We start from the raw sequence: 24,748 nt of genomic DNA, 5'->3' as shown, positions 1-24,748 counted from the left end.
TAAAACTATGGGGGAGTATAAAGGTAGTTTTACAGAAAAAGAAAAAAAGGTATTACTTTCGTTAATAGCGATTGAGAGAATTACAACACTCAAGTTGCATAGAGTTTTTAAGGATTTAAATAGTATAGAAAAAATTCTCGAATTATCTATACCAGAGTTAGCTGTATATTTTGGTGATAATGCTGAGGAGGTTTATACTAAACTTCATAATAATATGGAGTTTGATTTTGAGGATTATTTTGAGTTTTATAATGTAAAGTATATGTTTTGTGATGATATTTATTATCCGAAAGAATTATTTAGGATTTATGATTATCCATTTGTTATATTTTACAGGGGAAATAAAGATTTGCTTCTATTTAGAAGGAAGATATCTATAGTAGGAAGTAGAAATAATACCGCGTATTCAAAAGATGCCTTAGAAAGCATAGTACCATATTTGACTATGAATAATTTTGTTATAGTTAGTGGCCTTGCGACTGGTGTCGATAGTCTTGCTCATGAGGGCGCTCTAAAAAGTAAGGGATACACCATCGGTGTAATAGCTCATGGGCACAATATTATTTATCCGGAAAAAAGTTATAAACTTTATAAGGAATTAGAACGAAACCATCTTATTATATCTGAGTATTTTCCAACTTCGCCTATAAGAAAATATAAATTTTTAGAAAGAAATAGGATTGTCGCTGGTCTTTCTAGTGCATTATTAGTAACGGAAGCGGCAAGAAGAAGTGGAACGCAAAGGACGGTGGATTTTGCTTTGGATGTAGGCTCTGATGTATTCTGCCTACCGGGGAAATTCGACGATAAGATGAGTTATGCTATGAATGAATACATTAAAGAGGGGGCGATACTTGTAAATAAATTAGAGGATTTTGGTAACGAATTAGGATTTTAGTGTAGATATTTGAGAGGATGAATTAATATGACAGATATCTTATTTATTAATCCACTAGGTTGGGATAGATGTATTTGGGCGAGAGTCTTAGAAAATATGCCAGACCAAACCTTTGATTTTATTGAATTTACCGAAGAGAGTTTTAAATCTATATCAAAAAAAGAAATTGAGAAGGTACTATTAAATAAAATGACAAAAGTAAGAAGAGGGGGCTTTATAGTTGCTGCTTCTTACGGTACGGTCGTTTTACTTAACGGTTTAGAGATTTTTAGTGAGTACCTTGATGGTGTTAATTTGATTATCATCGAGGGCTTGGAACCTATACCTCCTGAATCGGTGTTAAAAACATATTTTGAACCAGAGATAAAGTTCACTAGTAAAGAAGAATATCTATCAAAGATACTTAGTGTAGAAGAGATGCAAGATGAGTTTTTAGTGGAGTTAATTCTAAGAAAACTCAAAAAAGAAGGTAGTGAATATATGGTAAGGCCGAACTCGCAAATAGAGTATAATTACTTATCTTTATATGCGGGGGTAGATAATTTAGAACTATTAAAAAGAAGTAGAAATATTTTTAATAAACTTTCAGTTTTTTCTTACTTCAAGTTAGTAGGGATGAATTATACACAAATAGAGGAGTCGGATCATCTTCTTATGGTTACTAAACCGCAGATGATCTTGGATATATTATTAGGGAAATAGAGAATAATGACATATTTTATAATGGAAAGTTTAATAATATGTAAGAGGAACACATTATTAAGATATAAAATAATTATATAAGGCAAGTAGCTGATTGAAATATTATTGGCTACTTGTTATTATAGATAGATAAAGTATTTAATTAGGAGGAATATTATATTGAGGAAAGTATTAGTATATTTATTAGGGGTGCTGAGTATTAGCGGTATTATTTTTTCGTGTATTTATTTTTTAACAGCATCGGATAAAGAAGGGGGAACTCAAAAAAAGGAAAGTGACTCGGGTGTGAAAACTGCGCGAGTGGTAGCTAATGGGGATATCCTTATTCATGATGCCTTGTACTATACTGCTAAAAAGGAAGATGGAAGTTATGATTTCAATCCATTTTTTGAATATGTTAAGCCTTGGATTGAAGGGGCTGACCTTGCGATAGGTGACTTCGAAGGTACTATTAGTGATCGTTCTCCACTAGGAGGATATCCATTGTTTAATGCTCCTGTTCAAATTGCAGATACAATGAAAGAAGTAGGGTATGATGTTGTTGATTTAGCTCATAACCATATATTGGATACAGGTTTGTATGGGTTGAAGTATACGGATAAAGTTTTTAAAGATAGAGGTCTTGATACTGTTGGAGTTCACGCTGATAAAAAACGTTCGGAAGATAGAATCCTTATTAAGGAAGTTAATGGAATTAAAATAGCGATTTTAGCCTATGCTTATGGTTATAATGGAATGGATGCTAATTTAACTGCGGAGGATAGAAATAACCATTTATCGGACCTTGATGAAGAGAAGATGAAAGAAGAAATCCAAAGAGCTGAGAAAGAAGCGGATGTTACAGTAGTGATGCCTCAGATGGGAGTCGAGTATAAGTTAGAACCTACAGAAGAACAAAAAGCTCTTTATCACAAAATGATAGAATGGGGTGCTGATGTAGTATTTGGAGGACATCCTCATGTTATAGAGCCTGCTGAGACTCTAGAAAAAGATGGAGATAAGAAATTTATAATATACTCAATGGGGAACTTTGTTTCTAACCAACGTATGGAAAGAATGGAAAATAAGTGGCCGGAGAGAGGTTTATTGATGGATGTTACATTCGAAAAATCAAAAGATAAAACTACAGTTAAAACTGTAAAAGCTCATCCAACACTAGTTTATTCTAAACTAAACGGTAGAAATATAAATGGAGCTCCGTTGTATGACTATAAAATTATGGTATTAGAAGATTTCATTAATGGTGGAAAACTTAGAGATCAGCTTGATGATAAGATGAAGGAAAAAGTAGATATCTCATATAAAGAAATAACAGAACATGTTAATTTAAAATGGGAATAGAATGCTATATGGAGCGTGTAGCAAATAATGATTTTTATAAATTATTTCTGTTAGAGCCTTTTGTTTGATAATAATTCTCAAGTATAGTAAAATTATTGAGTTAATTACTTGAAGAAGGAGGAAATCTAGTGAGGAAATTTTTTGGTACTCTATTAGGTAAGAAAAGGCCAGAGTTTTTTGAAGTGATAAAAGGAAGAAAATCAGTTAAGTATTTTGATCCGAATGTCAAAATTAAACGTGAAGAAATAATAGAAATGTTGAATGAAGCTAATCTTGCTCCATCATCATGCAATTTACAACCTTGGAGATACATTGTTGTAGATACACCGGAAGGAAAAGAAAAATTAGGAAGTGCTAATTATAATAAGATTCAAAATGATACATCAGCTGCTATGATTATAGTCTTAGGTGATTTAAATAACTATAGTAAATTTGATGAAATTTATGGAGAAGCTGTCGAAAAAGGTTATATGACTGAAGAGGTAAAAGATGGTTTTGAAAAAGGAATGGGACCTCAATTAGAAAACTTGCCAATTGATAAAAATAGAGAAGGTGTATATTTTGATTGTGGATTGTGGACTATGCAGTTCGCAAACATTGCTTATGCTAAAGGATACGACACTAATATTATTGGCGGATTTATTAGAGAAAAAGTAGCTGAATTATTTGAATTAGAAGAAAACTTAATTCCTGTGATGCTAATAGCTCTAGGTAAAAAAGAAAAAGATGCAAGACCAACTGTAAGAATGAAGGCAGGGAATCTTGTAAGATTTGAATAATAGTTCTCAACTGAGGCAACTAATGTTTGGTGTGCTAAAGTTAAACTTAGATAAATAAAAATACACAGAAAGAGTGCTTAATCATAATTATTTGTGGTTATGGTGCTCTTTTTTGTCCAAATTATTTTGAATTTTGTTAGTTACATTATAAAATAGTAAATATATGTATAAATAATAAAAGGAGAAATAAAGTGGAAAAACTAGAGGCGGTTATTTTTGATTTTGATGGAACGATAGTAGATACAGAGAAAGTTTACTATGAAAATATGCGTGATTTAACAAAAGAAGTGTTAAATGAAAAGTTAGATAAGATGGACTATATAAAAAACGTTTCTGGAACGAATGAAGAAACGAGTAGAAAATATTATAATGATACATATGGGATGTCTAGTGAAGATTATGATAAATTTGAGGCAGAGATTACAAAGCGTATATTAGATAATTATCACAATGCACCAGTATTACCAGGGATTGCTGAGGTAATGGAGTATCTATATAATCATGGAATAAAGATGGCTGTTGCTTCAAATGGGAAGAGAGAACATATTGAGACAGGACTTCAAAGAAAAGGTTTTGAGAAATATATCTCAGAAATTGCAACGAAAGAAGAAGTGAAGAATCCTAAACCTGCACCAGATATTTATTTACTAGCGGCAAAAAAACTAGGTGCAGATATTAATAATACAATTGCAGTTGAAGATTCACGACCGGGAGCGTTAGGAGCTGCTGCTTCAGGTGCAACATTAATACTTCAGACAAATGATATTACTAAATATATGGATTTCGATGGTGTTAATTATAAATACAAAGATGTAGATTTAGTGGAAACTATAAAAAACATTGTCGAGAAAAAATAGTGTACAAATATTTAGTGTAAGAGTATAATAAACTTATTAAGAGTAATCTTAAAATCATATATACAAAGGGAGACTGTTATGTATACGTCTAATTTAAAAATTAAAGAAGGTTTTACTTCATACGCAACTACACCACTTGGTGGAGAATATAAAATGTTTATAGAAGAAAGTAAAGATGGTCCTATGGATTTATTTGCTACTGCATACAATGGATGTGTTAGTATGTGTGCTAAAGGATATTTCTTCAGAGCATATGAATTAGTAGATCTAGCAATTGAAACTGAACTAGTTGTAGATTATGATAATAAAAAAATTGTAGCTAATGTTCATGTAGATCGAACTGAGGAACAACTTACTGCAGGAGATAGACAAGGGGTATTAGATAATATTAAACTTCGTTGTAAAGTTTCACATTTATTGTCTTCAGACTTAGAAATTCAATATAATATTTTACCTTTGAAATAAATTAGAAATTAAAAATACTTAGGGTGCAAAAACTCTAAGTATTTTTAATTATTCTAAAGAAAAATAAATTTTTTCTTCTATATAATATAGATAAAATTAGAAAGTAAATTAAAGGTTAAAAAGAAAGTAAAAAATAGAAAACATATTCATAAATTTTTTTAAAAATTTTTTGTTAAAATACTTGCAATATATGCTTTTACCATGTATAATAATAAATGTTGGTCTTGCAAAAGACTTGCGTTGAAGCGAAAGGTTACTGACACGCCCGGCCGCTTTGCCATGGCATGGCGTGCTGGAGAACTTTCGTGGAGAAGTTGCTACTAGATGGCAGCGAATAAATGTATAGGAGGAGAAATGATGGCAAAACAAAAAATTCGTATTCGTCTTAAAGGATATGATCACAGATTAGTAGATCAAAGTGCAGAGAAAATTGTTGAAACTGCAAAACGTTCTGGAGCAAAAGTTTCTGGACCAATTCCATTACCAACAGAAAAAGCAGTTTACACAATCTTACGTTCAGTTCACATTTACAAAGATAGCCGTGAACAATTCGAACAACGTACACACAAACGCCTAATCGATATTATTGAACCAACACAAAAAACAGTTGACGCTTTAATCAGCTTAAACTTACCATCAGGTGTTGACATCGAATTAAAATTATAATTATAGGAGGTGACTTTCGATGACCAAAGGTATCTTAGGAAGAAAAGTAGGTATGACTCAAATCTTCGCTGAAAATGGAGAATTAATCCCAGTAACAGTAGTTGAAGCGAAAGGTAACGTCGTATTACAAAAGAAAACAGAAGAAGTTGAAGGATACAACGCAATCCAATTAGGATTCGACGACAAACGTCCTTACGATAAAGAACGTAAAGACCGTTTAGTAAAAGTTGCGAACAAACCTGAACAAGGTCACGCAGATAAAGCTAACACTGCTCCAAAACGTTTCGTACGCGAAATCAGAGATGCAGAAGTTGCTAATTATGAAGTAGGTCAAGAAGTCCAAGTTGATATTTTTGCAGCAGGGGACTTAGTTGACGTAACAGGAGTAAGTAAAGGTAAAGGATTCCAAGGGGCAATCAAGCGTCATGGACAAAGCCGCGGACCAATGGCTCACGGTTCTCGTTACCACCGTCGTCCTGGGTCAATGGGACCTGTAGCACCTAACCGTGTATTCAAAGGTAAAGCATTACCAGGTCAAATGGGTGGAGTTACAGTTACTACTCAAAACTTAGAAATCGTAAGCGTAGATGTAGAAAATGGATTAATCCTAGTTAAAGGATGTATTCCAGGATCTAAGAAAAGCTTCGTAAAAATCCAATCAGCAGTTAAATCTGGTAAATAATCGGAAAATATACGGAAGGAGGAAAATAGATAATGCCACAATTAGATTTATTTAAACAAGACGGTACTAAAGTTGGTGCAGTTGAAGCTAGTGAAGCAGTATTCGGGATTGAACCAAATCAACACGTTTTATTCCAAGCTGTAACATTACAAAGAGCATCACTTCGTCAAGGTACACACAAAACAAAAGGACGTTCTGAAGTTTCAGGTGGTGGTCGCAAACCATGGCGTCAAAAAGGGACAGGTCGTGCTCGTCAAGGATCTATCCGTTCACCACAATGGCGTGGAGGTGGAATTGTATTCGGACCTACACCACGTAGCTACAGCTTCAAAATGCCACGTAAAATGCGTCGTTTAGCATTACGTTCTGCTTTATCTTCTAAAGTAGCAGCTAACGAAGTATTTGCATTAGAAAGCTTATCATTTGATACAATTAAAACTAAAAACTTTAAAGAAATGTTATCAAACCTTAGCCTAGAGAAAAAAGTATTATTCGTAGTTACTGAACTAGAAGAAAATACTGTTTTATCAGGAAGAAATATTCCAGGAGTTGAATTCGTTGAAACAACTGGTCTTAACGTATTAGACATCTTAGGAAGCAACAAAGTTGTATTCACTAAAGATGCAGTAGAAAAAGTTGGGGAGGTATTAGCATAATGGAAGCACGCGATATTATCAAACGCCCAGTACTAACTGAAAAAAGTTATTTATTAATGCAAGAAAATAAATACACTTTCCTAGTAGACACACGCGCTCACAAAACTCAAATTAAACAAGCTATCGAAGAAATCTTCGGAGTTAAAGTTGAGAAAGTAAACGTAATGAACTACAAACCAAAATTCCGTCGTGTTGGAAGATACGGTGGTTACACTAACAAACGTAGAAAAGCTATCGTTAAGTTAGCAGAAGGACAAACAATCGAAGGATTATTCGCTTAAGAATAACAAATACCACTAAGGAGGAAAAATGACAAATGGCAATTAAAGTATATAAAGCTATAACTAACGGTCGTCGTAACATGACATCATTAGATTTTGCAGAAATTACAACTAACAAACCAGAAAAGTCATTATTAGCGCCGCTACCGAAAAAAGCGGGAAGAAATAACCAAGGTAAAATTACAGTTCGTCACCACGGTGGAGGACACAAAAAACAATACCGTATTATTGACTTCAAGAGAAATAAAGACAACGTACCAGCAAAAGTTGCTACTATCGAGTACGATCCAAACCGTTCAGCGAACATCGCTCTATTACACTATGTAGATGGAGAAAAAAGATACATCATCGCTCCTAAAGAATTAAAAGTAGGACAAATCTTAGTATCTGGTGAAACTGCTGATATTAAAGTTGGTAATGCATTACCACTAGCAAACATCCCTGTAGGGACATTAATTCACAACATCGAACTTAAACCTGGTAAAGGTGGACAATTAGTACGTTCAGCTGGAGCAAGTGCTCAAGTACTTGGTAAAGAAGGTAAATACGTATTAGTACGTCTTAAATCAGGAGAAGTTAGAATGATCTTAGCAACTTGCCGTGCTACAATCGGTGAAGTTGGTAACGAACAACACGGACTAGTAAATATCGGTAAAGCCGGTAGAACTCGTTGGTTAGGTAAAAGACCAACTGTACGTGGATCTGTTATGAACCCGAACGATCACCCACACGGTGGTGGTGAAGGACGTACTTCAATCGGACGTAAATCACCAATGTCACCATGGGGTAAACCTACTCTTGGTAAGAAAACTCGTTCTAAAAAAGCTCGTTCAAACAAATTTATCGTACGTGCTAGAACTAAATAATAAAATTAATCAAAGGTTAGTTGGTGAGGAGCAAGTGCTCTTTGCCACACCCTTAAGTATGCAAAGTATCGGAAAGGAGATAACACAATGGCTCGTAGTTTAAAAAAAGGACCATTCGCTGATCACCACTTATTAGCAAAAGTTGAAAAAATGAACGAACAAGAAAAGAAACAAGTAATTAAAACTTGGTCTCGTCGTTCAACAATCTTCCCAACATTCATAGGACTTACTTTTGCAGTATATGACGGAAGAAAACATGTACCTGTATATGTGACTGAAGATATGGTAGGACACAAATTAGGTGAGTTTGCACCAACAAGAACTTACAAAGGTCACGTAGCAGACGACAGAAAAACAAGAAGATAATTATAGAAATTAGTAAAATCAAGGAGGCACATTCATGGAGTCAAAAGCAATGGCTAAGACAGTCCGCATTGCTCCTCGTAAAGTAAGACTAGTATTAGACTTAGTACGTGGGAAAAAAGTGGGCGAAGCATTAGGAATTTTAGAATTCACAACTAAATCAGCTTCTTTACCAGTAGCTAAAGTTATTAAATCAGCTGCTGCTAACGCTGAACACAACTATGGAATGAATGTAGAAGACTTAGTAGTATCACAAGCATTTGCAAATGAAGGACCAACTCTTAAAAGATTCCGTCCTAGAGCAAAAGGTGCTGCAAGTTCAATCAACAAAAGAACAAGTCACATCACTATCGTTTTAAGTGACAACAAATAATAAAAATTAAGAAATTATAAAAGCTAAACTAGTTAAAGGAGGCTACAAACTGTGGGTCAAAAAGTACATCCAATAGGCTTACGTGTTGGAGTTATTCGTGATTGGGATTCAAAATGGTATGCGGAAAAAGATTTCGCTGCTAACTTACACGAAGATTTCAAAATCCGTGAGTTCATCAGTAAACAATTAAAAGACGCTTCAGTTTCTAAAGTAGAAATTGAAAGATTTGATAAGAAAGTAAATATTTCAGTACACACTGGTAAACCAGGTATGGTTATCGGTAAAGGTGGTTCTGAAATCGATAAATTAAGATTAGAATTAAACAAATTAACTGGAAAAAGAGTACACATTAATGTAGTTGAAATCAAAAAAGTTGATATCGACGCTAAATTAGTAGCTGAAAACATTGCTCGTCAATTAGAAGCTCGTGTATCATTCCGTCGTGCTCAAAAACAAGCTATCCAAAGAGCTATGAGAGCAGGAGCTAAAGGAATTAAAACTCAAGTATCAGGACGTCTTGGTGGAGCAGATATCGCTCGTGCAGAACACTACTCAGAAGGTTCAGTGCCACTACACACATTAAGAGCAGACATCGACTACGCTCACGAAGAAGCAGATACAACTTATGGTAAACTTGGAGTTAAAGTTTGGATTAACCGTGGTGAAGTATTACCAACTAGAAAATCTGAAAAAGGAGGTAACTAATTTATGTTAATGCCTAAACGTGTTAAATATCGTCGTCAACACAGACAATCAACAAAAGGTAAATCTAAAGGCGGAAACGTAGTAGATTTCGGTGAATATGGATTACAAGCGACTACTGCAGCAAGAGTTACTTCTCGTCAAATAGAAGCTGCTCGTATAGCGATGACTCGTTATATGAAACGTGGTGGTAAAGTTTGGATTAAGATCTTCCCTCACATGCCTTACACTAAAAAACCATTAGAAGTACGTATGGGATCTGGTAAAGGTGCAGTAGAAGGATGGGTTGCAATCGTTAAACCAGGTAGAGTGATGTTCGAAGTTGCTGGAGTAAGTGAAGAAGTTGCACGTGAAGCTCTAAGACTTGCATCTCACAAGTTACCTGTTAAATGTAAATTTGTAAAACGTGAAGAAACAGGTGGTGAAGCATAATGAAAACAAATGAATTCAAATCAATGATTAGAGAATTAACTTCACAAGAGTTAGAAGCAAAAATCAAAGAATTAAAAGAAGAGCTTTTCAACTTACGCTTCCAATTGGCAACTGGTCAATTAGAAAATACAGCTCGTATTAGTCAAGTTAGAAAATCAATCGCTCGTATGAAAACTGTTATTCGCGAAAGAGAATTAGCGAATAAATAATAATAGGAGGCAAACATGACTGAGAGAAATGATAGAAAAGTTTACGTTGGAAAAGTAGTTTCTGATAAAATGGACAAAACAATCACAGTTTTAGTAGAAACTTACAAAAAACATCCTCTATACGGTAAACGTGTAAAATATTCTAAAAAATTCAAAGCACATGATGAAAACAATGTTGCTAAATTAAATGATATCGTTAAAATAATGGAAACTCGTCCATTATCTGCAACAAAAAACTTCCGTTTAGTAGAAGTAGTAGAAGAAGCAGTTATAATCTAATAAAACTAGGATAAACCCTAAGAAGGAGGCAAAAAGCGCATGATTCAACAAGAAACACGCTTAAAAGTGGCTGATAACTCAGGAGCAAAAGAAGTTTTAACAATTAAAGTTCTAGGTGGTTCAGGACGTAAAGTTGCTAACATTGGTGACGTAATTGTATGTTCTGTTAAAAAAGCAACACCAGGTGGAGTTGTTAAAAAAGGTGAAGTAGTTAAAGCCGTAATCGTTCGTACAAAAACAGGAGCTCGTCGTAACGACGGTTCATATATTAAATTTGATGAAAATGCTTGTGTAATTATCCGTGATGATAAGAGCCCACGTGGTACACGTATTTTCGGACCAGTTGCTCGTGAATTAAGAGACGGTAACTACATGAAAATCGTATCACTAGCTCCAGAAGTATTATAATATAAAAAAAGTACAGTAAAGAAGGAGGTTAACAAGAAATGTTCATTAAAAAAGGTGATAAAGTTGTAGTAATTACTGGTAAAGACAAAGGTAAAGTTGGTACAGTAATCGAAGCTCAACCTAAAAAAGATCGTGTTGTTGTAGAAGGTGTTAACATCATTAAAAAACACGTTAAAAATTCTCAAGATGCACCTCAAGGTGGAATCGTTGAAAAAGAAGCAGCAATTCACGTATCAAACGTAATGTTACAAGATCCTGAAACTGGAAAAGCGACAAGAGTACGTTTCGAAACAAAAGATGGTAAGAAAGTACGTATCGCAGTAAAATCAGGAAAAGAAATATAATAATAGTTGAAGAAAGGAGGCACTATTTTAGATGGCTCGTTTAGAAGATAAATTTAAATCTGAGATAACAAAAGAATTAATGACAAAATTTGAGTACAGCAGTGTAATGCAAGTACCAAAAATTGAAAAAATCGTAATTAACATGGGTGTAGGTGATGCTGTGCAAAACTCTAAAGCCCTAGACAACGCAGTAGCAGAATTAGCTTTAATTTCTGGTCAAAAACCATTAGTAACAAGAGCTAAAAAATCAATCGCTACTTACAGACTTCGTGAAGGTATGCCTATCGGGGCTAAAGTTACTTTACGTGGAGAAAGAATGTATGAATTCTTCGATAAATTAGTAACTGTAGCACTTCCACGTGTACGTGACTTCCACGGTGTTTCTAAAAAAGCATTCGATGGTCGTGGTAACTACACACTAGGTGTTAAAGAACAATTAATTTTCCCTGAAATTGATTACGATAAAGTAAGTAAAGTACGTGGTATGGACATCGTTATAGTAACTACAGCTAACACTGATGAAGAAGCTCGTGAGTTATTAACACAATGTGGAATGCCATTCGCAAAATAAGAAAGGTGAGGTAAAAGACACATGGCTAAAAAAGCAATGGTAGAGCGTGAATTAAAACGCCAAAAATTAGTTGACAAGTATGCAGCTAAAAGAGCGGAATTAAAAGCTAAAGGTGATTACATCGGACTTAGCAAACTTCCAAAAAACTCAGCTCCAGCTCGTCTACACAATCGTTGTAGCATAACTGGACGTCCTCACGGATACATTGGAAAATTTGGAATCAGCCGTATTAAATTCCGTGAATTAGCTTACAAAGGACAAATTCCTGGAGTTAAAAAAGCAAGTTGGTAATATATTAGTAGAAGAAAGGAGGATTTATCCTAATGACAATGACAGATCCTATCGCAGATATGCTAACACGTATTCGTAATGCTAACATGGTTAAACACGAAACATTAGAATTACCTGCGTCAAATATTAAAAAGCAAATTGCAGAAATCTTAAAACAAGAAGGTTTCATCAATGATGTAGAATACATCGAAGATAACAAACAAGGAAAACTTAAACTTACTCTTAAATACTCAAAAGGTGAAAGAGTAATTAAAGGAATTAAAAGAATTTCAAAACCTGGTTTACGTGTATACGCTAAAGCAGATGAACTGCCAAGAGTATTAAACGGACTAGGAATAGCAATCGTATCAACTTCAACTGGAGTTGTAACTGATAAAGTTGCTCGTAAAAATAACACAGGTGGAGAAGTATTAGCTTACATCTGGTAATATTATAAGGAGGTGCCAATTAAATGTCACGTATAGGTAATAAAGTTATTACAGTACCTGCAGGGGTTGAAGTTAACATCGTTGATAACTTCGCAACAGTTAAAGGACCTAAAGGTGAATTAAAACAACAATTTGATAAAGACATGACTTTCAACATTGAAGGAAGTGAAATCACAGTAGTACGTCCATCTGACTCAAAACGTCACCGTACAGTACACGGAACAACTCGTGCTATCTTAGCAAACATGGTTGAAGGTGTATCAACTGGATTCAAAAAAGAACTTGAATTAATCGGGGTTGGATACCGTGCTCAAATGCAAGGTAAAAAATTAGTACTAAGTGTTGGATACTCTCACCCAGTTGAATTCGAAGAAATCGATGGAATTAAATTAGGTGTTGAAGGAAACACTAAAGTTAGTATCGAAGGTATTAACAAAGAAGTAGTAGGACAATACGCAGCTAAAGTTCGTGCAGTACGTCCTCCAGAACCTTACAAAGGTAAAGGTATTCGCTACGTTGGTGAATATGTTCGCCGTAAAGAAGGAAAAACTGGTAAATAATAGATAACAGAAAGGAGTGTTTCAAATATGATTACGAAACTTGATAAAAATAAAGTTCGTAAAAAAAGACACGCAAGAGTACGTGTTAAAGTTCAAGGAACTACAGAAGTTCCACGTTTAAACGTATACCGTTCAAACACAAACATTTACGCACAAATTATTGATGACACTAAAGGTGTTACATTAGCATCAGCTTCTTCATTAAAACTTGAAAATGTTTCTAAATCAAGTGTAGAAGCAGCTAAAGAAGTTGGAAAATTAATCGCAGAAGTAGCTAAAACTAAAGGAATTGAAAAAGTTGTTTTCGACCGTGGAGGATACCTATATCACGGACGTGTTAAAGCATTAGCTGAAGCAGCACGTGAAAACGGACTTGTATTCTAATAAAGGAGGGAAATAAGTAGATGCGTCAAGAAGAAATCAAAAAAGAATTTGAAGAACGCGTAGTTGCCATTCGTCGTGTAGCTAAAGTTGTTAAAGGTGGACGTCGTTTCCGTTTCTCTGCTTTAGTAGTAGTAGGTGACAAAAATGGTCGCGTAGGATTTGGTACTGGTAAAGCTCAAGAGGTACCAGATGCAATCAGAAAAGCAGTTGAAGCTGCAAAACACAACTTAATTACTGTACCAGTAGTTAACGGAACAATACCTCACGAAATCATCGGACAATTTGGAGCAGGTTCAGTATTAATCAAACCAGCTGCGCCTGGTACAGGGGTTATCGCTGGTGGACCAGTTCGTGCCGTATTAGAATTATCAGGTATTTCAAATATCTTATCAAAATCTCTAGGTTCAAACACACCAGTAAACATGGTTCGTGCTACAATCGAAGGATTAACAAGATTACAAACAGTTGAACACGTAGCAGCTTTACGTGGTAAATCTGTGGAAGAATTATTAGGATAAGAGGAGGGAAAAGAACATGACATTAAAAGTAACCCTAACTCGTAGTACTATTGGTCGTCCAAAGAATCAAAGAAAAGTAGTTGAAGCTCTTGGTCTTAAAAAAATGCACCAAACAGTTGAACACAAAGACAACGCTGCGATTCGTGGTATGATCAACAAAGTTTCACACTTAGTAACAGTAGAAGAAAAATAAGAATTATTAATACAAGGAGGTGCTAGTCTAAATGAAATTACATGAATTACAACCAGTTGAAGGTTCTCGTAAAGAGCGTAACAGAGTAGGTCGTGGGATTGGATCAGGAAATGGTAAAACTTCAGGACGTGGTCAAAAAGGACAAAAAGCACGTAGTGGTGGTGGAGTTCGCCCAGGATTTGAAGGTGGACAAAACCCATTATTCAGACGTATTCCAAAACGTGGATTTAACAATGTAAACAGAAAAGAATTTGCAGTTGTAAATCTTAACGACTTAAATAAATTTGAAGATGGTACTGTAGTATCACCTGCTCTATTATTAGAAACTAAAGTTATTAAAAAAGAACTTTCAGGTGTTAAAGTATTAGCTAACGGTAAATTAGAGAAAAAATTAACTGTACAAGCTCACAAATTCTCATCTTCAGCAAAAGAAGCTATCGAAGCAGCTGGAGGAGTTTGCGAGGTGCTATAATATATGTTTAGTGCATCACTAAATTTATTTAAAGTTAAAGAAACTCGTAACAAAATCTTATTTACCCTATTTGGTATATTATTATTCCGTATCGGTTCTTATTTACCGGTACCTGGGGTAGATGCAGACGTCCTAAAAAACCAAGACGCATCTGGATTATTCGGAATATTTAATACATTTGCAGGAGGGGCTTTACAACAGTTTTCTGTATTCGCTATGGGTATTATGCCCTACATTACAGCATCTATCGTAATTCAACTTATGCAAATGGATGTTATTCCTTCATTAACAGAGTGGTCTAAACAAGGTGAAGTTGGACACAAAAAAACTCAAAAATTAACAAGAGTCTTAGCAATTATCTTAGCATTTATCCAATCGCTTATTATGTCTTATGGATTTAATAATGCATATCAAGGATTAATTAAAGATACTTCAATTCTAGGATTCATTACAGTAGCTGTAGTATTAACAGCTGGTACAGCTTTATTATTATGGATTGGTGATCAGATATCTCAATATGGTGTTGGTAATGGTGTATCTATCATTATCTTAGCGGGTATTATTGCTCGTTTACCAATGGAATTCATACAAGTTTATGAATCTCAAATTAAAGATGCTGAGAACTTAACATTAGCAATTTTAAAAATTGTTATTGTAGCAATTATTGTAATAGGTATTGTTGCTGCTGTAGTATATATACAAGAAGCAAATCGTAAAATTCCTATTCAATACTCTCAAGCGAGAGCAGGTCGTAGAATGTTAGGAGCAAGATCAACTTACTTGCCTCTTAAAGTGAATAGTGCAGGGGTTATCCCAGTAATCTTCGCTATCGCATTCTTACAATTACCTAGAACTATTGCGATATTCGCACCTAATAACGAAAAGTTACAAAGAATTGTATCATATTTCGATTTCAGTCATGTTCTAGGATTAACATTATACGTAGTATTAATTATTGCGTTCTGTTACTTCTATGTAATGGTGCAAGTTAACCCAGAAAAAATGGCTGATAATTTAAGAAAACAAGGAAGTTTTGTTCCAGGGGTTAGACCAGGTAAAAAAACTGAACAATACATTACAGGTATTTTATACAGACTAACGTTTGTAGGTTCAATATTCCTAGCAGCTGTTTCGGTTCTTCCGACAATATTCACCAGCATTGCAAAATTACCAGCATCTGTTCAAATTGGTGGTACAAGTTTAATAATTGTTGTCAGTGTAGCGCTAGAGACAGTTAAACAACTTAATACTCAATTAACAGAGAAGAACTATAGAAGTTTTATTACAGGACGAAAAGGTGGTAAATAATTATGATGAATATTATTTTAATGGGATTACCAGGAGCGGGTAAAGGTACTCAAGCAGAGCAAATTAAAGCGAATTATCCAATTCCGCATATTTCAACTGGAGATATGTTTAGAGCTGCTATTAAAAATGAGACTCCGCTTGGAAAAGAAGCAAAAAGTTATATTGATAAAGGACAACTTGTTCCTGACAGTGTAACTATAGGATTAGTTGAAGAAAGATTGAATCAAGAAGATGCAAAAGAAGGCTTTTTACTTGACGGTTTTCCAAGAACAGTAGAACAAGCTGAAGCCCTTGATCAAATTTTAGCAAAAACTAATAGAAAAATCGATAAAGTATTAAACATCGATGTAGATCCAGCTATTCTGTTACCTCGTTTAACAGGTAGAAGAATCTGTAAACAATGTGGAAACACTTATCACTTGATTTTCAACCCTACAAAAGTTGAAGGTGTTTGTGATAATGATGGTGGTGAACTATACCAAAGAAGTGATGACAACGAAGAAACAGTTGGGAATCGCTTAGAAGTTAATATTAAACAAACAAAACCTCTTTTAGACTTCTACAGTCAAAAAGAAGGTGTAGTTGAAAATGTTAATGGTGACCAAGACATCAAAGTAGTTTTCCAAGACGTACAAAATATATTAGACAAACTGAAATAGTCAGGGAGGAAAAGTATGGCAAAAGATGTCATTGAAGTAGAAGGTTTAGTAGTAGAAAACTTGCCGAATGCAATGTTTAAAGTAGAATTAGAAAATGGTCATATTATTTTAGCTCATGTTTCTGGAAAAATCAGAATGAATTATATAAGAATTTTACCAGGTGATAAAGTTACAGTAGAAATGAGTCCGTATGACCTGACAAAAGGTAGAATAACTTATAGATTCAAGTAAGTTATAAACTCAAGGAGGAAATAACGATGAAAGTAAGACCATCAGTAAAAAAAATCTGTGACAAATGTAAAGTAATTCGTCGTGGTGGTAAAGTATTAGTGATTTGCGAAAACGCAAAACATAAACAAAAACAAGGATAATTAATTAGGAGGTGCAAACTTAATGGCACGTATAGCAGGAGTCGATATTCCACGTGAAAAACGCGTTGTTATATCACTAACTTATGTATATGGTATAGGTTTAAAAACTTCTCAAAAAATCTTAAAAGAAGCTGGAGTTTCTGAAGATGTGAGAGTTAAAGACTTAACAGGTGAACAACTAGATAAAATTCGTGAAATCGTAGATAACTACAAAACAGAAGGTGACTTACGTCGTGAAGTTTCATTAAACATCAAACGTCTAATGGAAATCGGATGTTACAGAGGAATCCGTCACCGTCGTGGACTACCAGTAAGAGGACAAAATACTAAGAACAACTCTCGTACTCGTAAAGGTCCTAAGAAAACAGTTGCGAACAAGAAAAAATAATTAGGATAGGAGGAGAAACACAACTATGGCTCGTAAACAACAATCACGTAAACGTCGTGTGAAAAAAAATATACAAAATGGTGTTGCACACATTCGTTCTACATTCAACAACTCAATCGTAACAATTACAGATGAACATGGTAATGCAGTATCATGGTCAAGTGCAGGAGCGCTAGGATTCAAAGGTTCTAGAAAATCTACTCCATTCGCAGCACAAATGGCAAGTGAAGCAGCAGCTAAACAAGCTATGGAACACGGAATGAAATATGTAGATGTAACAGTTAAAGGTCCAGGTGCAGGACGTGAAGCAGCAATTCGTGCATTACAATCTGCTGGATTAGAAGTTACATCAATCAAAGACGTAACTCCAGTTCCTCACAATGGATGTCGCCCACCTAAACGTCGTCGTGTATAATAATAACATAGACAAAATTTAGGAGGTTTAACATAATGTTAGCAATAGAAAAACCAAAAATTCAAATCATTGAAGAATCATCAGATAAGAGATTTGGTCGCTTTGTAGTTGAACCACTTGAACGTGGATATGGAACTACATTAGGTAATTCATTGAGAAGAATGTTAATCTCATCATTACCAGGAGCAGCAGCAAGAAGCATCGATATTGAAGGAGTTCAACACGAATTCCAAGCAATTAAAGGTGTTGTAGAAGATGTTACTGAAATTATTATGAACGTTAAAAACATTGCGTTTGTAGTTCATTCTGAAGAAGAAAAACAAGTTTCAATCAGTGTTAAAGGTCCTGCGGTTGTTACTGCAGCAGACATCGCTATCGATTCTGATATCGAAGTAGTAAATACTGATCAACACATTGCAACAGTATCAGAAGGTGGACAATTTGAAATGATTATTTACGTTGGAAAAGGACGTGGATTTGTACCAGCTGATGGAAACAAAAAACGTGACTTACCAATCGGAGTTATTCCAATCGATTCAATTTACACACCAGTATCAAAAGTTAACTATACAGTAGAAAAAACTAGGGTAGGTCAAAGCACTGACTTTGATAAACTAATCTTAGATGTTACTACTAATGGTTCAATTACAGCTAACGACGCTTTAGCATTAGCATCAAAAATTCTAATCTCGCACTTAGAATTATTTATGGAAATGTCTGAAGAAGCAAAAGCTGCTGAAATATTGGTAGCTAAAGAAGAAGATAATAAAGTTCAAATGTTAGAAATGACAATTGAAGAATTAGACTTATCAGTACGTAGTTACAACTGCTTAAAACGTGCAGGAATTAACACAGTACAAGAATTAGCTAACAAAACAGAACAAGAAATGATTAAAGTAAGAAACTTAGGTCGTAAATCTCTAGAGGAAGTTAAAATTAAACTTCAAGAGTTAGAACTAGGATTCAAAGAAGAATAATACTAACAAGGAGGCACACTAATGGGTTACAGAAAATTAGGACGTACATCAGCTCACCGTAAAGCGATGTTAAGAAACTTAGTAACTGCTCTACTAGTACACGGTAGAATTGAAACAACTGTTACAAGAGCGAAAGAAGTTCGTTCATTAGCAGAAAAAATGATTACATTAGGTAAAAAAGGTGATCTAGCAGCAAGACGTAATGCAGCTAAATTCATCCAACCTGTTGCAGTAGCAACTGAAGAAGGTAAGAGTCAATTAGCTCTTAAAAAATTATTTGAAGAAGTAGCACCTAAATATGCAGACCGTAACGGTGGATACACTCGTATTCTACGTGTTGGACCACGTAAAGGTGATGGTGCAGAAACAGCTATTATAGAATTAGTTTAATAAAAATTTTTCATACAACAATAACATACTACATACACACACAACTAAACAACACATACAACAAGAATTTAAACTAATTTTTTTGGCAAAAGAGTGCTTGAAATGCGTAGGAAAAGGCTACGTCGTCTAGCTCTAACGTATCCTAGCTTCTCGCTAGGATACCCTTTTGTCCCTTTAAAAATTAAATCTAATTATACTTTAAAAGATTACCAGGCAAGGTAGTCTTTTTTATTTTGCACGTTAAGATTTTTAGAATCTTTGATTCGTAAAAATCATTACGTGCAAAATACGCACAGTTGCTCCAAGAACGTAGTGATTGGAAAGCAACCACTGCGAAGTGACAAATTTTGGTCTTATAACTAGGTAATATAATCCTTACGTACAAAGTACGCAAAAGGAACTGAATTTCTAAGGAACGAAGAGACGAAAGAAATTTTTAGTTCCAACTGCGAAGTGGCAATGTAGAATTTGAAATTATGAATTAGCCTAGGTTAGGTACAAAGTACGCAAGGACGTACCAAGAAGCAAAGCGATAGCTGAAGCTGATTGGAATAGGTCTACTGCGAAGTGACAAAATAAAATTAAAGAACCACATGGCTCTTCTTTAATATTACGCATCAGATCTAGCGAATTTATTTTTCATATTACAGCTTGCTGTAAATAATGCTTTATCTAATAAATCATCTGTTTGAACTTTAAGTTCTTCAGCAATTTTATCGTTAGCTTTTTCTAGATAATCTTTAGCAGCTTCTTTTGATACCTTAGTTTCTATAAACTCTTCATCATATTTATTAAGAAGTTCTCTTGATTGTGATTGAACTTTTAATTGATAACGTTCAATATGTGAAGCAGTATCTGCAAAATGAGCATCGCAAAGGGCTGCAATTAAGCGATTAGTCCAATAGAAGTTTTCAGTTGTTACTTGGTTAGTTGTATTAGCTAGGTATTCAGGAGTGCGATTAATGTTAGTATAGAATGGAACAATAGCATTGAACACACAAGAACCAACAGCTAACCATTGAATAGATTTAAGTTCATCAGGCATATATGGTCTTATTTGAACCAATCCTAAGAAGTTAGTACGATTTATACCAATTGGACGTAAAGTTCCTTTTTTAACAGAATTAATATTTTTAGAATATGAATCATATTCAGTTCCTTGGTAGTGGTGAGACAATCCATATTTAATATCTTCAACAGTTATTTTTTTCTCAGGTACTCTAGCCCAAGGTAAATTATCAGAATCTGGGCGATAATCAGCATTTATACCATCATAAGTGTTAGATGTTGGATTGAAATAACGTTGAAGAATCCAAGCACGTGGTGTATTATATGTATGGTCGGCATCACTTCGGCTACCAAAAGCATGACGTGGATTAAAGTTTCCATCGATTGATAAGTCTAGGTGATATTTATCAACAAATTCTTTTAAATCAGCAGAGCACATATATTCTTTTTTCGCTCCAAAAGCATCTTCAAAATCAAATTTATCGATACCAAGTTGGTTTGGCATAATAACATAACTATCATCAGGAACACGACGTGCCATCCAATGATGTCCACCTATAGTTTCAAACCACCAAATCTCATCTTCATCTTGAAATGTAATTCCGTTCATTTCATAAGTACCATATTTTTCTAAAAGTTTCCCTAGAAATTCAACACCTTCACGTGCAGTTGCAATATATGGCATTACTATTGTATAAATATCCTCTTCACCGATTCCACCTACTTGTTCAGGTACATAATCAACGTCTCCTGGATTACCAACGGCAACTCTGTATTCTACTAATGGATCAGCTCCAAGAACACGTTCATTAGATGTAATAGTTTCAGTAGCACTCATTGAAACATTGTATTCATTAGCACCACATTGTCCCCAAATACCATTATCTAAAATTGCGTTAGGCACTGCAGTATAACGTACCGGATTATTAGGTAATTCGATTTCTACTTTTGAAATAACAGATTTATATTTACGAGGTTGTTCCTCCGGACTTACGTTTATGAATTTTTTCGATCTAAATACTCCTGATGGTGAGTCTTCAGTACGAGCCACCATAGTTGAACCGTCGTAACTAGCATTTTTTCCTACAAGAATAGTTGTACATCCCATAATAATTCTCCTCCTAATTTTTAAATATTTGACTTTATATATGATATGTAAAAAAGTTTATTCTCGTAGAGTTTTTAAAAATATAACTTTCACAATATTTCCCCCTTATCTGAAATATTCTCTAATTTTATTGTAGTACTTATATACTTTTTATTCAAGAGAATTGAGGAAGAATCGTAAAAAAATAAATTTTTTAAAGAAAATAAAGATTTTATTAAAAAGAAAAAGAATAATAATAAATTAAAAACATTATAAAAAGTAAAAATTATCGAAGATGAAAAAATAGAAAAATAAAACAATAAAAGTGTGTTTTTATTCAATTTTTTATGATATAATAACCTTGGAAACGATTAAAGAAAGGTTGGAAGATTAGAAAAAAGTAGTACAAATGATTTTAGAGAAGATTTTTATTAAAACTGTGTAATTATATATAGTTTTTTTATTTTGACTACCGTACTAATCATAATTAGGAAAAAGTGATGTATGAAAAATTATTGATGAAAACAGCCTTACTTGCGGGAAAAATCTTAATGGAAAATGGTGCTGAAGTATATAGAACAGAAGATACACTAGAAAGAATTATAAGAAAAGGTGTAGGGGAAGTTAGGACGGATGAATATTACACACATGTAACCTTAACGGGTATTTTTATAAGGATTGAAGGACTAGGTACTGATTTTAGAAGGGTTAATGATAGAACGTATAATTTAACGAAAACAATAGCGGTCAATACACTATCTAGAGCATATACATCTGGACAGATCAGCTTACTAGATATGTATGATGCACTTAAAAGAGTTCAAGCAGAAAAGAGTCCGATAAAAAATTGGTTTAAAGTTCTCTGTTCAGGTATTCTTAGCGGAAGTATCGTATTAATTTTCGAAGGAAGTTTTTGGGATGTAATTCCTGGAAGTATAGCTGGAGCAGTAGCATTTTATGTCTATGTAAAAGTTATAGGATATCTAAAGGCACCGTTTATATCAGAGTATATTAGCACCTTTGCAGGAGGGATAGCAGGTTATTTAGGTTTTGCATTATTGAATGGGCAGTCGTTAAGGTTAGCTATGATAGGTGCTGTAGTACCGCTTGTACCCGGTATTACAATAACGAACTCCATGAGGGATATAATCGCTAAACAATTCATCTCTGGATCTATTCGATTTATTGAAACATTCTGTGTAGCATTCGCATTAGGTGCAGGTATTGTAACAGTCTATTATCTAGTTAGATTATTAGGAGGTGTGGTATAATGATTGCAGTTTTAAGTCATGCCTTATTATTACTATATCACTTCGTTTTTAGTTTTATATCATCAGTTTCATTTGCTATTGTTTGTGATGTACCGAAAAAAACTTTAGTAACAGGTGGTGTAATTGGTGCAATAGGTTGGTGTGGATATTGGGAAATGTGGAGCCATGGGCAAAGTGTATTCATGTCGAGCTTAGTGTGTTCACTACTTTTAGCAAATATAAGTCAAATCTGTGCGATTAAATTTAAAAATCCTTTAACAGTATACTTCGTACCTGGGCTAGTTCCAGTAGTACCAGGGGTTACGATTTACGATGCATTTAGAACATTATTATTAGATGAATACGGAAACTCTGCAAAAATTTTCCTAAATAGTTTTTACGGAGCAGTAGGACTTGCAGTAGGAATAATAATCGCTGATTCAATTTTTAGAGTAGTGTTAAACCCATTATTACAGAAAAAAAATAAATAAAAAAATTAGACATAATAATTAATTAAAAAATTTATTATTATGTCTTTTATATTTCAATGATTAAGAAATCGGAAATCTATATTTTACAATACTGAGTGCTTAAATAAAGAGGGATAATGAGTTTTAAATAATCAGAAATTACCCTTTATTTTCCGATAATTTTATACAATTATAAAAAGTTTTCAAGAGAAAATACACAATTTTTTTAAAAAACTGTTGACACATGAAAAATTTACTGATATACTTAGTATCAAGTTAATGATTCACACGTTGATAAGATAAGTAAGAGTGAAAGATGGTAAAGAGAGTCTCGGTTGGTGAAAAGAGATCGTATTGGAAACTTTGAAAATGGTCTTTGAGTGTTAATGGTCGAATAATTAGGCCTTTACGGGTGAGCCCGTTATAGCTTCAGGGTATAATATCAATATATATTGATACGTACTTCTTGAGTTGATATTTGTGAGAATATCATAAAGTAAGGTGGTAACACGTAAATTATAGACGTCCTTGCAGAAGCGTAAGCTTCTGTGAGGATTTTTTTATTTCTCAAAATAATCACAAGGATACTTAACTTACAAAATAATACAAAATTTCGGAGGAAAGTAACATGTCAGAATTACTAAATATTTACAAAACTTTAAAAAATAAAAAATGGGTGAACTTAAGCCACAAGATTGATGAAAATTCACCTAAGTTCCCTGCACTTCCAGCACTAGAAAAAGAAAATGTCTTTACTTTAAAAGATGGTTTCTATGTTCAAAAATTCTCAGTAGTAGGTCAATATGGAACACACATTGATGCACCAATTCACTTCGTAGAAGGTGGACGTTGGTTAGATGAAATTGAACTTAAAGATTTACTATTACCTTTATACGTAATTGATAAAAGTAAAGAAGTAGCAGAAAATAATGACTATGTGATTTCTAAACAAGATATCCTTGATTTTGAAGCTGAGCATGGTGAAATATTACCAGAATCATTCGTAGCATTCAGAAGTGACTGGTCTAAACGTTGGCCTAGCTATGATGAAATTAGAAATCTAGACGAAAATGATGTTCAACACACTCCAGGTTGGGGAAGAGATGCATTAGAATTCTTAATTAAAGAAAGAAAAGTTAAAGCTGTCGGACATGAAACTCTAGATACTGATTCAGGAGTTACAGCAGCTGCTGAAGGACTTATTCAAGAGTATTACTTACTAGAACAAGATATTTATCAAATCGAAGTTTTAGCAAATCTTGATCAAGTACCTGCAACTGGATCATTAATTTCAATTGCTTATCCAAACTGGACAGAAGCAACTGGGTCACCGGTAAGAGTGGTAGCGATACTACCAGAAGACGAATAGTACGGTCTTTATAAAAAAGTTTTAGTTTATGAAAAGAATAGATATTAGAAAAGAGAAAAGAAGAAAAGTTTGAAGAGAAAAGTAATTAGAAGTTTATAATAAGGTCAAAATAATAAAGTCAGAAGAATAAAACAAAAAGAGAAAGTAAATTAGTTAAATAAACGGAGAAAAGATATTATGTGTCAAGGATGTCAAAATAAGGTGGTAGAAAGGAGCATTCATAATGCTTAAAGGATCTTGTTTATGTAAAACAGTGACCTACACTTTAGATGAGGAATTATTGGAATTAGTTTTTTGTCATTGCTCATTTTGTCGGAAAGCAACTGCGTCTGCCTA

At 34.0% G+C, this 24,748-nt stretch carries 39 protein-coding genes and 1 other annotated feature; of the genes, 38 read left to right on the top strand and 1 reads right to left on the bottom strand.

What is annotated here, in order from left to right; translation table 11 throughout:
* The first annotated feature begins 7 nt into the window (after positions 1–7).
* From dprA to rplQ, 35 genes are all read left to right on the top strand, one after another.
* Positions 8–898 (top strand): DNA-processing protein DprA, encoded by an 891-nt coding sequence (gene dprA, locus RYK99_RS05755; protein ID WP_314990909.1) that lies wholly within the window; start codon positions 8–10, stop codon positions 896–898.
* Positions 899–925: 27 nt separating this feature from the next.
* Complete coding sequence (locus RYK99_RS05750; RefSeq protein ID WP_314990908.1) at positions 926–1,600, top strand: hypothetical protein; 675 nt, start codon at positions 926–928, stop codon at positions 1,598–1,600.
* A 159-nt stretch (positions 1,601–1,759) separates the two neighbouring features.
* Entirely contained in the window at positions 1,760–2,941 is a 1,182-nt protein-coding gene (locus RYK99_RS05745; RefSeq protein WP_314990906.1) for a CapA family protein, read from the top strand.
* A gap of 128 nt (positions 2,942–3,069) precedes the next feature.
* The gene (locus tag RYK99_RS05740; protein WP_314990904.1) at positions 3,070–3,720 is read left to right on the top strand and encodes a nitroreductase family protein; all 651 of its coding nucleotides are present in this window, start codon (positions 3,070–3,072) and stop codon (positions 3,718–3,720) included.
* 191 nt (positions 3,721–3,911) lie between these two features.
* Positions 3,912–4,577 carry an HAD family phosphatase gene (locus RYK99_RS05735; protein ID WP_314990901.1) on the top strand — a complete coding sequence of 222 codons (666 nt, stop codon included), beginning with the start codon at positions 3,912–3,914 and terminating at the stop codon, positions 4,575–4,577.
* 78 nt (positions 4,578–4,655) lie between these two features.
* The gene (locus tag RYK99_RS05730) at positions 4,656–5,042 is read left to right on the top strand and encodes a hypothetical protein (protein ID WP_314990898.1); all 387 of its coding nucleotides are present in this window, start codon (positions 4,656–4,658) and stop codon (positions 5,040–5,042) included.
* 357 nt (positions 5,043–5,399) lie between these two features.
* Positions 5,400–5,708, top strand: a complete 309-nt coding sequence (rpsJ, locus tag RYK99_RS05725; RefSeq protein ID WP_003147624.1) for a 30S ribosomal protein S10 — start codon at positions 5,400–5,402, stop codon at positions 5,706–5,708.
* A 19-nt stretch (positions 5,709–5,727) separates the two neighbouring features.
* Positions 5,728–6,390 (top strand): 50S ribosomal protein L3, encoded by a 663-nt coding sequence (gene rplC / locus RYK99_RS05720; protein ID WP_003144195.1) that lies wholly within the window; start codon positions 5,728–5,730, stop codon positions 6,388–6,390.
* Positions 6,391–6,422: 32 nt separating this feature from the next.
* Positions 6,423–7,046 (top strand): 50S ribosomal protein L4, encoded by a 624-nt coding sequence (rplD, locus tag RYK99_RS05715; protein WP_003147625.1) that lies wholly within the window; start codon positions 6,423–6,425, stop codon positions 7,044–7,046.
* Positions 7,046–7,327, top strand: a complete 282-nt coding sequence (gene rplW, locus RYK99_RS05710; protein ID WP_003144216.1) for a 50S ribosomal protein L23 — start codon at positions 7,046–7,048, stop codon at positions 7,325–7,327. Before rplD ends, rplW begins: the two co-directional genes overlap by 1 nt.
* A 35-nt stretch (positions 7,328–7,362) precedes the next feature.
* The gene (gene rplB / locus RYK99_RS05705; protein ID WP_003144367.1) at positions 7,363–8,193 is read left to right on the top strand and encodes a 50S ribosomal protein L2; all 831 of its coding nucleotides are present in this window, start codon (positions 7,363–7,365) and stop codon (positions 8,191–8,193) included.
* Between the two features lie 87 nt (positions 8,194–8,280).
* Positions 8,281–8,559 carry a 30S ribosomal protein S19 gene (gene rpsS, locus RYK99_RS05700; RefSeq protein ID WP_003144310.1) on the top strand — a complete coding sequence of 93 codons (279 nt, stop codon included), beginning with the start codon at positions 8,281–8,283 and terminating at the stop codon, positions 8,557–8,559.
* Between the two features lie 34 nt (positions 8,560–8,593).
* On the top strand, positions 8,594–8,929 hold the full coding sequence (gene rplV, locus RYK99_RS05695) for a 50S ribosomal protein L22 (RefSeq protein ID WP_060914794.1): 336 nt from the start codon (positions 8,594–8,596) through the stop codon (positions 8,927–8,929).
* Positions 8,930–8,980: 51 nt separating this feature from the next.
* Positions 8,981–9,634: a 30S ribosomal protein S3 gene (gene rpsC / locus RYK99_RS05690; protein ID WP_003144348.1), complete on the top strand. Its 654-nt coding sequence runs from the start codon at positions 8,981–8,983 to the stop codon at positions 9,632–9,634.
* A 3-nt stretch (positions 9,635–9,637) separates the two neighbouring features.
* On the top strand, positions 9,638–10,063 hold the full coding sequence (gene rplP, locus RYK99_RS05685; RefSeq protein ID WP_003147629.1) for a 50S ribosomal protein L16: 426 nt from the start codon (positions 9,638–9,640) through the stop codon (positions 10,061–10,063).
* Positions 10,063–10,272 (top strand): 50S ribosomal protein L29, encoded by a 210-nt coding sequence (gene rpmC, locus RYK99_RS05680; RefSeq protein ID WP_003147630.1) that lies wholly within the window; start codon positions 10,063–10,065, stop codon positions 10,270–10,272. Before rplP ends, rpmC begins: the two co-directional genes overlap by 1 nt.
* A 15-nt stretch (positions 10,273–10,287) precedes the next feature.
* Positions 10,288–10,551 carry a 30S ribosomal protein S17 gene (gene rpsQ, locus RYK99_RS05675; RefSeq protein WP_003144356.1) on the top strand — a complete coding sequence of 88 codons (264 nt, stop codon included), beginning with the start codon at positions 10,288–10,290 and terminating at the stop codon, positions 10,549–10,551.
* Between the two features lie 39 nt (positions 10,552–10,590).
* Positions 10,591–10,959, top strand: coding sequence for a 50S ribosomal protein L14 (gene rplN, locus RYK99_RS05670; protein ID WP_003144098.1), 369 nt, complete (start codon positions 10,591–10,593; stop codon positions 10,957–10,959).
* A 38-nt stretch (positions 10,960–10,997) separates the two neighbouring features.
* Positions 10,998–11,303, top strand: a complete 306-nt coding sequence (gene rplX / locus RYK99_RS05665; RefSeq protein ID WP_003144415.1) for a 50S ribosomal protein L24 — start codon at positions 10,998–11,000, stop codon at positions 11,301–11,303.
* Between the two features lie 31 nt (positions 11,304–11,334).
* A complete protein-coding gene (gene rplE / locus RYK99_RS05660) occupies positions 11,335–11,874 on the top strand; it encodes a 50S ribosomal protein L5 (RefSeq protein WP_003144426.1) in 540 nt (179 codons plus the stop codon).
* Between the two features lie 21 nt (positions 11,875–11,895).
* Entirely contained in the window at positions 11,896–12,165 is a 270-nt protein-coding gene (gene rpsN, locus RYK99_RS05655; protein ID WP_003144337.1) for a 30S ribosomal protein S14, read from the top strand.
* Positions 12,166–12,197: 32 nt separating this feature from the next.
* Positions 12,198–12,593, top strand: a complete 396-nt coding sequence (gene rpsH, locus RYK99_RS05650; RefSeq protein ID WP_204641669.1) for a 30S ribosomal protein S8 — start codon at positions 12,198–12,200, stop codon at positions 12,591–12,593.
* Positions 12,594–12,616: 23 nt separating this feature from the next.
* Positions 12,617–13,153, top strand: coding sequence for a 50S ribosomal protein L6 (gene rplF, locus RYK99_RS05645; protein WP_294683201.1), 537 nt, complete (start codon positions 12,617–12,619; stop codon positions 13,151–13,153).
* A gap of 27 nt (positions 13,154–13,180) precedes the next feature.
* The gene (gene rplR / locus RYK99_RS05640; RefSeq protein WP_003147634.1) at positions 13,181–13,537 is read left to right on the top strand and encodes a 50S ribosomal protein L18; all 357 of its coding nucleotides are present in this window, start codon (positions 13,181–13,183) and stop codon (positions 13,535–13,537) included.
* A gap of 20 nt (positions 13,538–13,557) precedes the next feature.
* Positions 13,558–14,055 (top strand): 30S ribosomal protein S5, encoded by a 498-nt coding sequence (gene rpsE / locus RYK99_RS05635; protein ID WP_003144191.1) that lies wholly within the window; start codon positions 13,558–13,560, stop codon positions 14,053–14,055.
* A gap of 16 nt (positions 14,056–14,071) precedes the next feature.
* Positions 14,072–14,248, top strand: coding sequence for a 50S ribosomal protein L30 (rpmD, locus tag RYK99_RS05630; protein ID WP_003144406.1), 177 nt, complete (start codon positions 14,072–14,074; stop codon positions 14,246–14,248).
* A gap of 31 nt (positions 14,249–14,279) precedes the next feature.
* Positions 14,280–14,720, top strand: a complete 441-nt coding sequence (gene rplO / locus RYK99_RS05625; RefSeq protein ID WP_003147635.1) for a 50S ribosomal protein L15 — start codon at positions 14,280–14,282, stop codon at positions 14,718–14,720.
* A gap of 3 nt (positions 14,721–14,723) precedes the next feature.
* Positions 14,724–16,028 (top strand): preprotein translocase subunit SecY, encoded by a 1,305-nt coding sequence (secY, locus tag RYK99_RS05620; RefSeq protein ID WP_271987249.1) that lies wholly within the window; start codon positions 14,724–14,726, stop codon positions 16,026–16,028.
* A gap of 5 nt (positions 16,029–16,033) precedes the next feature.
* Complete coding sequence (locus RYK99_RS05615; protein WP_060914824.1) at positions 16,034–16,687, top strand: adenylate kinase; 654 nt, start codon at positions 16,034–16,036, stop codon at positions 16,685–16,687.
* 15 nt (positions 16,688–16,702) lie between these two features.
* On the top strand, positions 16,703–16,918 hold the full coding sequence (gene infA / locus RYK99_RS05610) for a translation initiation factor IF-1 (protein ID WP_003144387.1): 216 nt from the start codon (positions 16,703–16,705) through the stop codon (positions 16,916–16,918).
* 26 nt (positions 16,919–16,944) lie between these two features.
* Positions 16,945–17,058, top strand: a complete 114-nt coding sequence (rpmJ, locus tag RYK99_RS05605) for a 50S ribosomal protein L36 (protein WP_003144208.1) — start codon at positions 16,945–16,947, stop codon at positions 17,056–17,058.
* Positions 17,059–17,080: 22 nt separating this feature from the next.
* A complete protein-coding gene (gene rpsM / locus RYK99_RS05600) occupies positions 17,081–17,446 on the top strand; it encodes a 30S ribosomal protein S13 (RefSeq protein WP_003147638.1) in 366 nt (121 codons plus the stop codon).
* 25 nt (positions 17,447–17,471) lie between these two features.
* Positions 17,472–17,861, top strand: coding sequence for a 30S ribosomal protein S11 (gene rpsK / locus RYK99_RS05595; protein WP_003144405.1), 390 nt, complete (start codon positions 17,472–17,474; stop codon positions 17,859–17,861).
* Positions 17,862–17,896: 35 nt separating this feature from the next.
* Positions 17,897–18,838, top strand: coding sequence for a DNA-directed RNA polymerase subunit alpha (locus RYK99_RS05590; protein ID WP_003144079.1), 942 nt, complete (start codon positions 17,897–17,899; stop codon positions 18,836–18,838).
* A gap of 21 nt (positions 18,839–18,859) precedes the next feature.
* The gene (gene rplQ / locus RYK99_RS05585; RefSeq protein ID WP_003144119.1) at positions 18,860–19,228 is read left to right on the top strand and encodes a 50S ribosomal protein L17; all 369 of its coding nucleotides are present in this window, start codon (positions 18,860–18,862) and stop codon (positions 19,226–19,228) included.
* A 610-nt stretch (positions 19,229–19,838) separates the two neighbouring features.
* On the opposite strand, the gene RYK99_RS05580 is transcribed toward rplQ, so the two are convergent.
* On the bottom strand, positions 19,839–21,344 hold the full coding sequence (locus tag RYK99_RS05580; RefSeq protein WP_314990885.1) for a C69 family dipeptidase: 1,506 nt from the start codon (positions 21,342–21,344) through the stop codon (positions 19,839–19,841).
* Positions 21,345–21,823: 479 nt separating this feature from the next.
* Between RYK99_RS05580 and RYK99_RS05575 the strand changes: the two genes are divergently transcribed.
* The 3 genes from RYK99_RS05575 to RYK99_RS05565 all read left to right on the top strand — a co-directional run bounded on the left by RYK99_RS05575 (position 21,824) and on the right by RYK99_RS05565 (position 24,412).
* Entirely contained in the window at positions 21,824–22,594 is a 771-nt protein-coding gene (locus RYK99_RS05575; protein WP_314990884.1) for a threonine/serine exporter family protein, read from the top strand.
* The gene (locus tag RYK99_RS05570; protein ID WP_314990882.1) at positions 22,594–23,064 is read left to right on the top strand and encodes a threonine/serine exporter family protein; all 471 of its coding nucleotides are present in this window, start codon (positions 22,594–22,596) and stop codon (positions 23,062–23,064) included. The genes RYK99_RS05575 and RYK99_RS05570 overlap by 1 nt, the downstream gene beginning before the upstream one ends.
* A 261-nt stretch (positions 23,065–23,325) precedes the next feature.
* Positions 23,326–23,576, top strand: a binding site (T-box leader).
* Positions 23,577–23,671: 95 nt separating this feature from the next.
* A complete protein-coding gene (locus RYK99_RS05565; RefSeq protein WP_271966219.1) occupies positions 23,672–24,412 on the top strand; it encodes a cyclase family protein in 741 nt (246 codons plus the stop codon).
* Positions 24,413–24,748 lie beyond the last annotated feature (336 nt).

Source organism: uncultured Gemella sp. (assembly GCF_963537375.1).
Taxonomy (GTDB): domain Bacteria; phylum Bacillota; class Bacilli; order Staphylococcales; family Gemellaceae; genus Gemella.
The sequence above is the reverse complement of the archived record's forward strand: the minus strand, read 5'-3'. Positions and strand labels throughout refer to the sequence as shown.

What these genes read in the sequence shown, in the direction of transcription:
- RYK99_RS05580 (WP_314990885.1), bottom strand. Translation starts at nt 21,344, where the DNA reads ATGGGATGTACAACTATTCTTGTAGGAAAAAATGCTAGTTACGACGGT.
- rplX (WP_003144415.1), top strand. Translation starts at nt 10,998, where the DNA reads ATGTTCATTAAAAAAGGTGATAAAGTTGTAGTAATTACTGGTAAAGAC.
- RYK99_RS05615 (WP_060914824.1), top strand. Translation starts at nt 16,034, where the DNA reads ATGAATATTATTTTAATGGGATTACCAGGAGCGGGTAAAGGTACTCAA.
- rplC (WP_003144195.1), top strand. Translation starts at nt 5,728, where the DNA reads ATGACCAAAGGTATCTTAGGAAGAAAAGTAGGTATGACTCAAATCTTC.
- RYK99_RS05570 (WP_314990882.1), top strand. Translation starts at nt 22,594, where the DNA reads ATGATTGCAGTTTTAAGTCATGCCTTATTATTACTATATCACTTCGTT.
- rpmD (WP_003144406.1), top strand. Translation starts at nt 14,072, where the DNA reads ATGACATTAAAAGTAACCCTAACTCGTAGTACTATTGGTCGTCCAAAG.
- RYK99_RS05565 (WP_271966219.1), top strand. Translation starts at nt 23,672, where the DNA reads ATGTCAGAATTACTAAATATTTACAAAACTTTAAAAAATAAAAAATGG.
- rpsK (WP_003144405.1), top strand. Translation starts at nt 17,472, where the DNA reads ATGGCTCGTAAACAACAATCACGTAAACGTCGTGTGAAAAAAAATATA.
- rpsH (WP_204641669.1), top strand. Translation starts at nt 12,198, where the DNA reads ATGACAATGACAGATCCTATCGCAGATATGCTAACACGTATTCGTAAT.
- rpsQ (WP_003144356.1), top strand. Translation starts at nt 10,288, where the DNA reads ATGACTGAGAGAAATGATAGAAAAGTTTACGTTGGAAAAGTAGTTTCT.
- rplV (WP_060914794.1), top strand. Translation starts at nt 8,594, where the DNA reads ATGGAGTCAAAAGCAATGGCTAAGACAGTCCGCATTGCTCCTCGTAAA.
- RYK99_RS05590 (WP_003144079.1), top strand. Translation starts at nt 17,897, where the DNA reads ATGTTAGCAATAGAAAAACCAAAAATTCAAATCATTGAAGAATCATCA.
- rplB (WP_003144367.1), top strand. Translation starts at nt 7,363, where the DNA reads ATGGCAATTAAAGTATATAAAGCTATAACTAACGGTCGTCGTAACATG.
- rpsS (WP_003144310.1), top strand. Translation starts at nt 8,281, where the DNA reads ATGGCTCGTAGTTTAAAAAAAGGACCATTCGCTGATCACCACTTATTA.
- rplD (WP_003147625.1), top strand. Translation starts at nt 6,423, where the DNA reads ATGCCACAATTAGATTTATTTAAACAAGACGGTACTAAAGTTGGTGCA.
- rplN (WP_003144098.1), top strand. Translation starts at nt 10,591, where the DNA reads ATGATTCAACAAGAAACACGCTTAAAAGTGGCTGATAACTCAGGAGCA.
- rplR (WP_003147634.1), top strand. Translation starts at nt 13,181, where the DNA reads ATGATTACGAAACTTGATAAAAATAAAGTTCGTAAAAAAAGACACGCA.
- RYK99_RS05750 (WP_314990908.1), top strand. Translation starts at nt 926, where the DNA reads ATGACAGATATCTTATTTATTAATCCACTAGGTTGGGATAGATGTATT.
- rpmJ (WP_003144208.1), top strand. Translation starts at nt 16,945, where the DNA reads ATGAAAGTAAGACCATCAGTAAAAAAAATCTGTGACAAATGTAAAGTA.
- rplO (WP_003147635.1), top strand. Translation starts at nt 14,280, where the DNA reads ATGAAATTACATGAATTACAACCAGTTGAAGGTTCTCGTAAAGAGCGT.
- dprA (WP_314990909.1), top strand. Translation starts at nt 8, where the DNA reads ATGGGGGAGTATAAAGGTAGTTTTACAGAAAAAGAAAAAAAGGTATTA.
- rplF (WP_294683201.1), top strand. Translation starts at nt 12,617, where the DNA reads ATGTCACGTATAGGTAATAAAGTTATTACAGTACCTGCAGGGGTTGAA.
- rpsJ (WP_003147624.1), top strand. Translation starts at nt 5,400, where the DNA reads ATGGCAAAACAAAAAATTCGTATTCGTCTTAAAGGATATGATCACAGA.
- RYK99_RS05575 (WP_314990884.1), top strand. Translation starts at nt 21,824, where the DNA reads ATGTATGAAAAATTATTGATGAAAACAGCCTTACTTGCGGGAAAAATC.
- rpsN (WP_003144337.1), top strand. Translation starts at nt 11,896, where the DNA reads ATGGCTAAAAAAGCAATGGTAGAGCGTGAATTAAAACGCCAAAAATTA.
- rplQ (WP_003144119.1), top strand. Translation starts at nt 18,860, where the DNA reads ATGGGTTACAGAAAATTAGGACGTACATCAGCTCACCGTAAAGCGATG.
- rpsE (WP_003144191.1), top strand. Translation starts at nt 13,558, where the DNA reads ATGCGTCAAGAAGAAATCAAAAAAGAATTTGAAGAACGCGTAGTTGCC.
- rplP (WP_003147629.1), top strand. Translation starts at nt 9,638, where the DNA reads ATGTTAATGCCTAAACGTGTTAAATATCGTCGTCAACACAGACAATCA.
- rplW (WP_003144216.1), top strand. Translation starts at nt 7,046, where the DNA reads ATGGAAGCACGCGATATTATCAAACGCCCAGTACTAACTGAAAAAAGT.
- RYK99_RS05730 (WP_314990898.1), top strand. Translation starts at nt 4,656, where the DNA reads ATGTATACGTCTAATTTAAAAATTAAAGAAGGTTTTACTTCATACGCA.
- rplE (WP_003144426.1), top strand. Translation starts at nt 11,335, where the DNA reads ATGGCTCGTTTAGAAGATAAATTTAAATCTGAGATAACAAAAGAATTA.
- infA (WP_003144387.1), top strand. Translation starts at nt 16,703, where the DNA reads ATGGCAAAAGATGTCATTGAAGTAGAAGGTTTAGTAGTAGAAAACTTG.
- rpsM (WP_003147638.1), top strand. Translation starts at nt 17,081, where the DNA reads ATGGCACGTATAGCAGGAGTCGATATTCCACGTGAAAAACGCGTTGTT.
- secY (WP_271987249.1), top strand. Translation starts at nt 14,724, where the DNA reads ATGTTTAGTGCATCACTAAATTTATTTAAAGTTAAAGAAACTCGTAAC.
- rpmC (WP_003147630.1), top strand. Translation starts at nt 10,063, where the DNA reads ATGAAAACAAATGAATTCAAATCAATGATTAGAGAATTAACTTCACAA.